Origin of the sequence: Kitasatospora sp. NPDC057198 (assembly GCF_042670125.1) — a bacterium.
Classification (GTDB): domain Bacteria; phylum Actinomycetota; class Actinomycetes; order Streptomycetales; family Streptomycetaceae; genus Kitasatospora.
Map to the genome: position 1 here is coordinate 1 of NZ_JBHUWH010000293.1, position 10,174 is coordinate 10,174.

Genomic DNA, 10,174 nt, shown 5'->3' on the forward strand with positions numbered 1-10,174 from the left:
CTTCTCGCATGTCGGTCGGCCGCGGCGGCGGCCGGTCAGTCGGAGACCAGCTCCGCGGCCCTGGCCTCGGCGGGGGCGGCCGGGCGCTCCTCGTTGGAGGTGCGCAGCGGCACCTCGCGGATGAACAGCACCAGCAGGAAGCCCACCACCGCGAACGGCGCGGCGATCAGGAAGACCGTGCCGACGCCGTGCCCGAAGGCGTCGGTGACCAGCGGGACGACCTGCGCGGGCAGCTTCTTGAGGTCCGGGATGCCGTCGCCGCCCGCGCCGGAGGCGGGGATGCCGGCCTTGGCGAAGTTCTCCGCGGTGTAGCTGGCGACCTTGTGGCCGAGCAGCGCGCCGAGCGCGGAGACGCCCATCGCGCCGCCCATGGTGCGGAAGAAGGTGACGGTGGAGCTGGCGGCGCCGAGTTCGTTGCGCGGCACCGTGTTCTGCACGGCGAGCACCAGGTTCTGGCTGGTCAGGCCGAGGCCGATGCCGGCGAGCAGCATGTAGAGGGCGAGCAGCCCGTACGCGGTGTCGGCGCGGGCGGTGCCCATCAGGCCGAGGCCGGCGGCGAGCAGCACGGTGCCGGCGACCAGGAAGCCCTTCCACTTGCCGTACTTGGTGATCAGCTTGCCGGCCACCGTGGAGGAGACCGCCAGACCGAAGATCATCGGCAGGGTGAGCAGGCCGGCCTGGGTGGGGGTCTTCTCCTTGGCGAGCTGGAAGTACTGGCCGAGGAAGGTGGTGGTGCCGTACATGCCGACGCCGACGAAGGCGCTGGCGACCGCGGCGAGGGTGACGGTGCGGTGGCGGAACAGGTCGAGCGGGATCAGCGGCTCGGCGGCGCGCTTCTCGACCAGCACGAACAGGCCGGCCAGCGCCAGGCCGCCGAGCACCATGGCGGCGGTCTGCCAGGAGACCCAGTCGTAGTTCTTGCCGGCCAGCGAGATCCAGATCATCAGCAGGCAGACCGAGGCGGTGATCAGCGTCGCGCCCAGGTAGTCGATCCTCGGCTTGCGGGCGGGGGCCTCGGGGAGCTTGAGGGTGCGCTGCAGCACCAGGATCGCGATCAGCGCGAACGGCACGCCGACGTAGAAGCACCAGCGCCAGCCGAGCCAGGAGGTGTCCACGATGACGCCGCCGATCAGCGGGCCGCCGATGGTGGCGAGTGCGAAGACCGCGCCGAAGTAGCCGCTGTAGCGGCCGCGTTCGCGCGGCGGGACCATCGCGGCCAGGCAGATCTGGCCGAGCGCGATCACGCCGCCCGCGCCGATGCCCTGCAGCACCCGGCAGAAGATCAGCATGCCGATGCTCTGCGACAGGCCGGCCAGCGCCGAGGCCAGCACGTAGATCACCATGGCGATCTGGACCAGCAGCTTCTTGCTGACCAGGTCGGAGAGCTTGCCCCAGAGCGGGGTGGCGGCGGTGATCGACAGCAGGGCGGCGGTGACCACCCAGGTGTAGGCGGACTCGCCGCCGTGCAGGTCGGTGAGGATCCGCGGCAGGGCGTTGGAGACCACCGTGGAGGAGAGCACGGCCACGAACAGGCCGAGCAGCAGGCCCGAGAGGGCTTCGAGTACTTGACGGTGGGACATCCGGTCCTGCGGGGGTGTCGGGAGGGTCGTCGACATGCGTTTCCTTCGACTGAAATTTCGTTGCCTCAAGCAACTATACGTGGATAGTTGACTAAGGCAACTTTCTTCAAGCCCAGGTAAAGAAACCCTCCCGACGCGGCGCCCTCAGACCCCCTCGGTCAGCTCGTTGAACCGCTCCAGCAGCCGGGCGAACTGCTCCAGCTCCGACAACTCCCACCCGGCCAGCGACTCCCGGAACCGCGCCATCCGCTCCTCCCGGGCCGCCGCGAACCGCCGCTCGCCCTCCTCGGTCAGCGACACCAGCGAGGCCCGCCGGTCCAGCGGGTCGGTCTCCCGGCGCAGCAGCCCCAGCTCCTCGATCGCCCGGATCTGCCGGCTCACGGTGGCCTTGCCCACCCCGAAGTGCAGCCCGACGTCGGTCACCCGGGCCCGCCCGGACTCCCGGATGAACCCGAGCAGCACGTACGCCCCGGCCTCCAGCTCGGGGTGCACCAGCCGGGAGGTCTCGGCCGCCCGCGCCCGGCTGCGCCGGAACAGCGTCGCCACCTCCCGCTCGACCGCGAGAAACGCCAGTTCGGCGGGGTTCGGCCCGTCCAGGGGGTCACTCATGGCGGACAGTATCGCGCAGCCCGTGCCTCCCCCGGCACCCGACCGCTTCATGGTACGAAGTACCGATTTGGCCGTTCGTGCCCCTTTCACCCCTAGGCGAGGAGACGCCCACCATGGCCCACCAGGCAGAACCGGGAAAGGGCTTCCTCGGCGACCTCCGGGACGCGGTCACCCCGCGCGCGTTCTTCCTGGTCGTCGCCGTCCTGCTGCTCCAACTCGGCTTCATCACCTCGTACGTGGGCGCCCTGCACCACCCGGAGCCGCACCAGCTGTCCATCGCGGTGGTCGCCCCGGCGGAGGTCGCGCCCAAGCTGGTCGGCGCACTGGAGTCCGTCCCCGACGACGCGGTGCGCGCCTCCGTGCTGCCGGACGGGGACACCGCGCGGGCCCGGATCAAGGACCAGAAGATCTACGCGGCCTGGGTGGTCGACCCGACCGGCACCGAGGACGCGCTGCTGGTCGCCGACGCCCGCGGCCCGGCCGCCGCCACCGCCGCGGAGGGCATCGTCACGAAGCTGGCCGCGAGCCAGGGCCGGACGGTCGTGGTGGACGACACCATCCCGCTGGCCAAGGGCGACGCCGAGGGGCTGTCCGCCTTCTACCTGGTGGTCGGCTGGTGCGTGGGCGGCTACCTGGTCGCCTCGATCCTCGGCATCAGCGCGGGCTCCCGCCCGGCCAACACCGGCCGGGCGGTGCTCCGGCTCGGCACGCTGGCGCTGTACTCGGTCGCGGCGGGCCTCGGCGGCGCGCTGATCATCGGCCCGGTCCTGCACGCGCTGCCCGGCTCGATCGCCGCGCTCACCGGCCTGGGCACCCTGGTGGTGTTCTCGGTCGGCGCCGTCACCATGGCCCTGGAGTGCCTGTTCGACGTGATCGGCATCGGGCTGGCGGTGCTGCTCTTCGTGGTGCTGGGCAACCCCAGCGCGGGCGGCGTCTTCCCGCCGCCGCTGCTGCCCGCGTTCTGGCGGGCGATCGGCGAGTGGATCCCGAACGGGGCCGGCACCTCCGCGGCCCGCTCGATCGCCTACCTGGACTCCACCAACCTCACCGTGCCGTTCCTGGTGCTGGCGGCCTGGGCGGTGGTCGGCGTCGGGGTGACCTTCCTCGCGGTGGCCCGCACCCCGCGCCTCGGCCGCCCCGTCCCCCGCGGGATGTGAGCGGCCGGAGTACGACGGACCGGGGGCGGGGTCAGACCCGCTCGGGCTCCCGCCCCGGCTCCTGGTCCTGCCGGACCCGGTCGGACAGCTGGGTGAACACGAAGCGGTTCATCGCCCAGAAGCGGAAGGCCATCGCCAGCAGGGTGCCGATGATCATGCCGCTGAAGAAGTCGGCGAGCTCCTGCGAGAAGTGGCTCACGTCCGGCTCGCGGAAGTCGAACACGTACCGGGAGGCGACCAGCGGCAGGTCGTTCACGCCCACCGCCAGGGCGCTGACCACGAAGAAGCCGGCGGCCTCGCGCTTGCGGCCGGCGGCGCGGAAGGACCACTGCCGGTTCAGCACGTACGAGACCACCGTGGTGATCACGGTCGCGACGGTGAGCGCCATGACCGGCTTGCTCTCCAGCACGGACATCTTCAGGGCGAAGTTGATCAGCATGGTGAGGATGAAGCAGGTTCCTCCGACCACGAGGAACTTCACCAGCTTGCGGTGCTTGACCAGGAACGGGCGGTAGCGCTCCGGGATGGCGGTCAGCGCGCGCTGCGTAGGGGACGGCATGCGGGAAGTGTCCCATGGGCCCGGACCGGCAACCACCAGGGGCCTCGGAAGTACGCGTGTTCCCGCGCCTCCCGGGGCCCCCGGCGCCCGTCAGGCCGCCGCCACCAGCACCTCCGCCGGCTCCAGCGCGAGCCGCAGCACCTCCCGGACGTCCGACACCGGGTGCACCGACAGGCGCTCCAGCACCTCGGCGGGGACGTCGTCCAGGTCCGCCTCGTTGCGCTTGGGGATGACCACCGTGGTGATCCCGGCCCGGTCGGCGGCCAGCAGCTTCTGCTTGACCCCGCCGATCGGCAGCACCCGGCCGGTCAGCGACACCTCACCGGTCATCGCCACGTCGGTGCGCACCCGGCGGCCGGACAGCAGCGAGGCCAGCGCCGTGGTCATCGTGACGCCCGCGCTCGGGCCGTCCTTCGGCACCGCCCCGGCCGGCACGTGCAGGTGGATGCCCCGCTCGCGCAGCCCGGTCACCGGCAGCTCCAGCTCGGCGCCGCGCGAGCGCAGGTAGGAGAGCGCGATGTGCGCCGACTCCTTCATCACGTCGCCCAGCTGGCCGGTCAGGGTCAGCCCGGTCGAGCCGGTCTCGGCGTCCGCCAGCGACGCCTCGATGTAGAGGACGTCGCCGCCGGCCCCGGTGACCGCCAGGCCGGTCGCCACGCCCGGCACCGCGGTGCGCCGCTCGGCCGGCTCCTGCGCCGCCTCCGGCACGTGGTGCGGCCGGCCCAGCAGGGCCCGCAGGTCGTCCGCGCCGACCGCGGCGGGCAGCTCGCGCTCGCCCAGCTCGGTCTGCGCGGCGACCTTGCGCAGGATCCGCGCGATCGACCGCTCCAGGTTCCGGACGCCCGCCTCCCGGGTGTACTCGGCGGCCAGCTTCCGCAGCGCCGCCTCGTCCACCGTCAGCTCGTCCCCGCCCAGGCCCGCCTTGGCGAGCTGCCGGGGCAGCAGGTGGTCGCGGGCGATGGCGACCTTCTCGTCCTCGGTGTAGCCGTCCAGCCGGACGAGGTCCATCCGGTCCAGCAGCGGCTCGGGGATGGCCTCCAGCACGTTCGCGGTGGCGAGGAACACCACGTCCGAGAGGTCGAGCTCGACCTCCAGGTAGTGGTCCCGGAAGGTGTGGTTCTGCGCCGGGTCGAGGACCTCCAGCAGGGCGGCCGCCGGGTCGCCCCGGTAGTCCGAGCCGACCTTGTCGATCTCGTCCAGCAGCACCACCGGGTTCATCGTCCCGGCCTCCTTGACCGCCCGGACGATCCGGCCGGGGATCGAGCCCACGTACGTCCTGCGGTGGCCGCGGATCTCCGCCTCGTCCCGCACGCCGCCGAGCGCGACCCGGACGAACGAGCGGCCCATCGCCTTCGCGACGCTCTCGCCCAGCGAGGTCTTGCCGACGCCGGGCGGGCCGACCAGCGCCAGCACCGCGCCCCCGCGCCGCCCGCCGATCTGGCCCAGGCCGCGGTCGGCCCGGCGCTTGCGGACCGCCAGGTACTCGACGATCCGGTCCTTCACGTCCGCCAGGCCGGTGTGGTCGGCGTCCAGCACGGCGCGGGCGCCGGCGATGTCGTACGCGTCCTCGGAGCGCTCGTTCCAGGGCAGCTCCAGCACGGTGTCCAGCCAGGTGCGGATCCACGAGCCCTCGGGCGACTGGTCGCTGGCGCGCTCCAGCTTGTCGACCTCCTTGAGCGCCGCCTCGCGCACCTTCTCCGGCAGCGCGGCGGCCTCGACCCGGGCCCGGTAGTCCTCCTCCTCGGAGTCGCTCTCGCCGTTCAGCTCGGCCAGCTCCTTGCGCACCGCCTCCAGCTGGCGGCGCAGCAGGAACTCCTTCTGCTGCTTGGCCACGCCCTCCTCGACGTCCTTGCGGATGGTGTCGTTGACCTCCTCCTCCGCGAGGTGCTCGCGCAGCAGGCTCAGCGCGTACTCCAGCCGGGCCGGGCGGTCCGCCTCCAGCAGCACCTTCAGCTTCTGCTCGGCGGTCGCGAACGGCGCGTAGCCGATGTTGTCGGCCAGCTCGCCGACGTCCTCGATCGCGGCCACCCGGTCGACGATCTGCCAGGCCCCGCGGCGGCGCAGCCACTGCGTGGACAGCGCCTTGTACTCCTTGACCAGCTCGGCCGCCCGCCCGGCCACCGGCAGCCCCTGGTCCGACTCCTTGAACGGCGTGGTCTCCACCCACAGCGCGGCCCCGGGCCCGGTCGTCCCGGCCCCGATCCGCACCCGCCGGACGGCCCGCACCAGCGCCGCCGGGTCGCCGTCCGCCAGCCGCCCCACCTGCTCGACCGTCGCCAGCGCCCCCACCGCCGCGTACGACCCGTCCAGCCGCGGCACCAGCAGCACCTGCGGCTTCCCCCCGGCGCTCCCGGCGCGGGCCGCCTCCACGGCCGCCCGCACCTCGGGATTCGAAAGTTCCAGCGGGACCACCATGCCGGGGAGCACCACCTCGTCGTCGAGCGGCAGCACAGGCAGAGTGAGCGGAACGGACGTCGATGCCATGATCTCTCCCCAGTCAGTGAAGTTGAGCTGACCTGACTAAGGTCTGGCGATCCGGGATTGTTCCCCGCCCCGCGTTCGCTCCCGGAGAACACCCCCCGCACGGCGGAGCGGGCGCACGACAGAGACCCCGCACCCCGTCAGGGGCGTGCGGGAGCACCTCCCGGCCCGCTCGGGGCCGGGGAAGGAGAGGAGCAGGTCAGGAGGATCGCGGCACGGGCCGGAGCCCCGCCCACGCCGCGACCCGGCCGCCCCGGGAGCGCCGCGCCCGCCAGGGCCGCCCGCCCCCGCCCCCGCGGACGACCGGCCACAGCGCGACGCCCACCGCCAGCGCGGCCGGGTGGCCGACCCCGGTGACCAGGTCGGCGTCGCCGACCACCTGGTGCCCGATCAGCGCGAGCCCCGCGCCGAGCGCGACCTTCCGCCCGGTCGGCCCGAGCAGCCCGGCGAGCGCGCCCAGCGAGGCCAGCACCCCGTACGAGACGCCGATGTCCATCGCGTCCAGCAGTTCGGCCCCGGCGTGGTCGGTGGCGACCGCGGCGACCACGACGCCCTGCGAGAGCAGGGTCGCGGCGACGTGCCCGGCGCCGAAGACGCCGAGGGCACGAAGGCCGCCGATCCGTCGTTCCAGGGGTGCGACGGTGAGGGCGAAGGCCCAGAAGTACGGCATCCAGACCGGTCCGGCGACCCACAGGCCGCTGCCGACGAGGGAGAGCGCGGGGTGGGCGAGCAGGTTGTGCGCGTCGGTGGAGGAGAGGGACTGGAGCCGGTGCACGGTCTCCGGGTCGCCGAAGCGGGCGTAGAGGGTGGTGCCGAGCAGCAGTGCGAGGTAACCCAGCGCGAACGGGTTGGCCCGCGGGGTGGGCACGGCCCGCAGTCCCGGCCTGATCAGTCGTCGTCGCAGTTCCGCGCTGGTCACGGTGCCTCCCGAACGCCTCGTCCAGCCCACCATAAGCGGGACGGGTGAGAGGTGTCTGAGGAACTTCTGTGAAGACCTCCACCCCGGCCCGCCCCGGTCGCACACGTACCGCTACAGCTCGCAAGCGCTGCGGGTAAGGTACTGGCCCGTGCCCGTCCGAACGGGGACCTGCCAAACCTGATGCGTCCGCCGGCGGGGCACACCCACGACGGAACAGCACGACGGAAACAAGACGACTACGAGCGGAGCCCGCCGTCCCGAGGCGGCCGGCCCGCGAGCCCTGGGGGCGGTGGCGTGACCGTGACAGAGATGCAGCAAGAGACGATCAGCAGTGGACCGGTGGGCACCCAGCGACGGGTGCTCGTCGTGGAGGACGAGCCCACCATCGCGGAGTCGATCGCGGCACGGCTGGGGGCCGAGGGCTTCAAGGTGGCGGTGGCCCACGACGGGCCGGGCGCGGTGGACGGGTTCCACACCTGGCAGCCGGACCTGGTGGTGCTGGACATCATGCTGCCGGGCTTCGACGGCCTGGAGGTGTGCCGCCGGATCCAGGCCCAGCGCCCGGTGCCGGTGCTGATGCTGACCGCGCGGGACGACGAGACGGACCTGCTGGTGGGTCTGGGCGTCGGCGCGGACGACTACATGACCAAGCCGTTCTCGATGCGCGAGCTGGCGGCCCGGGTGAACGTGCTGCTGCGCCGGGTCGAGCGCGCCCAGCAGGCGGCCCGCACGCCCGCGCTGGGGTCCCTGCGCTTCGGCGAGCTGGAGATCGACCACGTGCAGCGCCGGGTCCGGCTGGGCGCGGGCGACGTGCACCTGACGCCGACCGAGTTCGACCTGCTGGCCTGCCTGGCCGCGCAGCCGCGCGCGGTGCTGACCCGCGAGCAGCTGCTGGCCGAGGTGTGGGACTGGACCGACGCGTCCGGCACCCGCACGGTGGACAGCCACGTGAAGGCGCTGCGCCGGAAGATCGGGGCGAGCTGGATCCGCACGGTGCACGGCGTCGGGTACGCGCTGGAGGCCCCGCTCTCCTGACCGGCCGCCGCCGGTCCGGGCCCCGCGGGCCCGTTCGGCGGCCCGCCCCCGCTCCGGGACCTCCTCCCCCGGGGCCGCACCGGGACGAGTCACCGAGGACGAGTCGCAGGGACACCATGACCTTTCCGCAGCAACGCAACGGGGAAGCCGGCCACGCCTCCCCCCGGCCCCCGCTCGCGCGCCCCCCGCTCGTGGTGCGCGCCGCGCGCCGGGTGTGGACGGACATCCGCCCGTTCGACCCGGTCCGCTCGATCAAGGGCAAGCTGGCCCTGCTGGTGGTCGTCTCGGTGGTGCTGGCCACCGGGATGGTGGTGGTGGCGATCCGGTCGGAGACCCAGATCCGGATCATCATGATCTTCTCGCTGATCGCCTCGCTGCTGTTCATGCAGTTCCTGGCGAACGGCCTGACCGCGCCGCTGCGCGACATGACGGCGGCGGCCCGGTCCATGGCGGAGGGCGACTACAGCGCCCGGGTCGAGGTGTCCTCGCGGGACGAGATCGGCGAGCTGGCCGACACCTTCAACCGGATGGCGGGCGACCTGGAGGCCGCCGACCGGCACCGCCGCGAGCTGATCGCCAACGTCTCGCACGAGCTGCGCACCCCGATCGCGGCCCTGCGCGGCCTGCTGGAGAACGTGGTGGACGGCGTGGTGAAGCCGGACCCGAAGAACCTGGGCACCGCGCTGGAGCAGACCGAGCGCCTGGGCCGCCTGGTCACCCACCTGCTGGACCTGTCGAAGCTGGACGACGGCGTCGTCCCGCTGGACTCCCACCCGTTCCGGGTGCGCCCGTTCCTGGACGGGGTGCTGCGCGGGGTGACGGTGGACGGGGCGACGGCCGGCGGCGCGTACGACCGGCGCGGGGACGTGCGGCTGGCGGTGGACGTGCAGCCGCCCGACCTGACCGCGGTGGCGGACGCGGAGCGGCTGCACCAGGTGGTGGCCAACCTGGTGGACAACGCCTGCAAGCACTCGCCGGCCGGCGGCACCGTGACGGTGCGGGCCCGGGCGGCGGAGGGCGGCGGGCTGCTGCTGGAGGTGGAGGACCAGGGTCCGGGCATCCCGGCAGAGGACCGCGAGCGGGTCTTCGAGCGGTTCGGCCGCAGCGGTTCGCCGACCGCGCTGGGGCCGGGCAGCGACGGCGGCACCGGGCTGGGCCTGGCGATCGCGCGCTGGGCGGTGGACCTGCACGGCGGCCGGATCCGGGTGGCGGAGGCGGCGGCGGGCTGCCGGATCGAGGTCACCCTTCCGGGTGAGACGCCGGTGCCGGCCTGAGACCGTGTCGGAATCGGTACAAAGCGGAGCCGGGCCCTCCGGCCCGGTGTCCGGCCGACTCCGCCGAGTGGTCCAGACCACTGGTTCGCCCGATTTTCCGCCGGTATGACCACGACCGATCGCGGCTCCCTTTCCCCGGTTTCCCCCCTCCCTAACGTGCACTTCCGGCCGAAAACCGGTCCGACGATGTGATCTGGGTGACGCCTGACCATCGGAGACTGCGCGATCCCTGGTCAGGGGCGTAGCCTTAATCCCCGCTGTCCACCATCCCAAAAGGAAGCGGAAGAGGGCGGTTGCCCCGTGTCGCCACACCAAGAAACCCCCAGCTCGGCAAGCTCCACTGGCTTCGGCCCCAATGAGTGGCTCGTCGACGAGATCTACCAGCAGTACCTCCAGGACCCGGCTTCGGTCGACCGCGCCTGGTGGGACTTTTTCGCCGACTACAAGCCCGGTACCGAGGTGACTCCAGTGACCCAGGCCGCAACTCCGGTCGGCGCCCAGCCGACCCCCGTTGCCGCTCCCGTTGCCGCAGCTCCGGCCGCGCCCGCCGCCCCCGCGCC

General features: G+C 73.0%; 9 protein-coding genes. 4 read left to right on the forward strand and 5 right to left on the reverse strand.

Annotated features, from left to right (window positions below; all coding sequences use genetic code 11):
* Positions 1-35: 35 nt before the first annotated feature.
* Positions 36-1,616 carry an MDR family MFS transporter gene (locus ACFUEL_RS27090; protein ID WP_380239376.1) on the reverse strand — a complete coding sequence of 527 codons (1,581 nt, stop codon included), beginning with the start codon at positions 1,614-1,616 and terminating at the stop codon, positions 36-38.
* A gap of 108 nt (positions 1,617-1,724) precedes the next feature.
* Positions 1,725-2,189, reverse strand: coding sequence for a MarR family winged helix-turn-helix transcriptional regulator (locus tag ACFUEL_RS27095; protein ID WP_380239377.1), 465 nt, complete (start codon positions 2,187-2,189; stop codon positions 1,725-1,727).
* A gap of 113 nt (positions 2,190-2,302) precedes the next feature.
* Here ACFUEL_RS27095 and ACFUEL_RS27100 point away from each other — a divergent pair, with 113 nt between their 5' ends.
* The gene (locus ACFUEL_RS27100; protein ID WP_380239378.1) at positions 2,303-3,346 is read left to right on the forward strand and encodes a DUF3533 domain-containing protein; all 1,044 of its coding nucleotides are present in this window, start codon (positions 2,303-2,305) and stop codon (positions 3,344-3,346) included.
* 31 nt (positions 3,347-3,377) lie between these two features.
* Here the strand turns inward: ACFUEL_RS27100 and ACFUEL_RS27105 are convergent, their stop codons facing one another.
* From ACFUEL_RS27105 to ACFUEL_RS27115, 3 genes are all read right to left on the reverse strand, one after another.
* The gene (locus ACFUEL_RS27105; RefSeq protein ID WP_380239379.1) at positions 3,378-3,905 is read right to left on the reverse strand and encodes a GtrA family protein; all 528 of its coding nucleotides are present in this window, start codon (positions 3,903-3,905) and stop codon (positions 3,378-3,380) included.
* A 90-nt stretch (positions 3,906-3,995) separates the two neighbouring features.
* A complete protein-coding gene (lon, locus tag ACFUEL_RS27110) occupies positions 3,996-6,389 on the reverse strand; it encodes an endopeptidase La (RefSeq protein ID WP_380239380.1) in 2,394 nt (797 codons plus the stop codon).
* A 196-nt stretch (positions 6,390-6,585) separates the two neighbouring features.
* Complete coding sequence (locus tag ACFUEL_RS27115) at positions 6,586-7,305, reverse strand: rhomboid-like protein (protein ID WP_380239381.1); 720 nt, start codon at positions 7,303-7,305, stop codon at positions 6,586-6,588.
* A 309-nt stretch (positions 7,306-7,614) separates the two neighbouring features.
* Here ACFUEL_RS27115 and ACFUEL_RS27120 point away from each other — a divergent pair, with 309 nt between their 5' ends.
* From ACFUEL_RS27120 to ACFUEL_RS27130, 3 genes are all read left to right on the forward strand, one after another.
* A complete protein-coding gene (locus tag ACFUEL_RS27120) occupies positions 7,615-8,340 on the forward strand; it encodes a response regulator transcription factor (protein WP_380239382.1) in 726 nt (241 codons plus the stop codon).
* 116 nt (positions 8,341-8,456) lie between these two features.
* Positions 8,457-9,614 (forward strand): ATP-binding protein, encoded by a 1,158-nt coding sequence (locus ACFUEL_RS27125; protein ID WP_380239383.1) that lies wholly within the window; start codon positions 8,457-8,459, stop codon positions 9,612-9,614.
* A gap of 300 nt (positions 9,615-9,914) precedes the next feature.
* Positions 9,915-10,174: hypothetical protein (locus ACFUEL_RS27130; protein ID WP_380239384.1), on the forward strand; the 260-nt coding region annotated here is incomplete at its 3' end.